A 560-nucleotide genomic window follows, 5' to 3' on the forward strand; every position below is an offset into this window, starting at 1 on the left:
CTTGCGAAAACAACATCACCCAGCAGAGTAGAATTGCTGAAATAAACATTGTTTTTCATGGAGTAATTTGAAGCCGCACTATCACTGAAATACAGAGCTACATCATTAGCTCCGCCCTTACCAGAGTAATCACTAGGTTCCGCAGAGTTACCATAGAAACCACTGTCTTCCAGAGTAGTTACAGAACCTGAAGTCACTGTGGAATCGATAACTGAGATATTGTTATCCCAAGTATGAGATTCAGTAGTGTAAGTATTGTTTACGGTATTACCCTGAGTCAGGCTGATACCAGCAACACGGGAGTTGTTAGAAATATTGATGTTACTTTCGACATCAAGATTCACTGCCAGCCCAAGACCGACACCACCGTTTGCAAACAAACCGGCGTATTCTTCACCTTCACCAGCTGGGGTACGGAAGGTTTCGTTAGTATATTTGGTAACGTCACCATTCAGATATGAATCAGTGAAGTATAAACCTTCGTAATCGTCATCAATTGTAGAATTAGCAATATTTAAAGTGAATACATCACCATCATGCCAATTATCATCAATTACGCG

At 40.7% G+C, this 560-nt stretch carries 1 pseudogene; it reads right to left on the reverse strand.

Annotated features, from left to right (window positions below):
- Positions 1-560: pseudogene (locus FHC49_RS24255) on the reverse strand (autotransporter outer membrane beta-barrel domain-containing protein); the annotation flags it as partial.

The sequence above is a fragment of the Kluyvera sp. EC_51 genome (assembly GCF_019584505.1).
Lineage (GTDB): Bacteria > Pseudomonadota > Gammaproteobacteria > Enterobacterales > Enterobacteriaceae > Kluyvera > Kluyvera sichuanensis.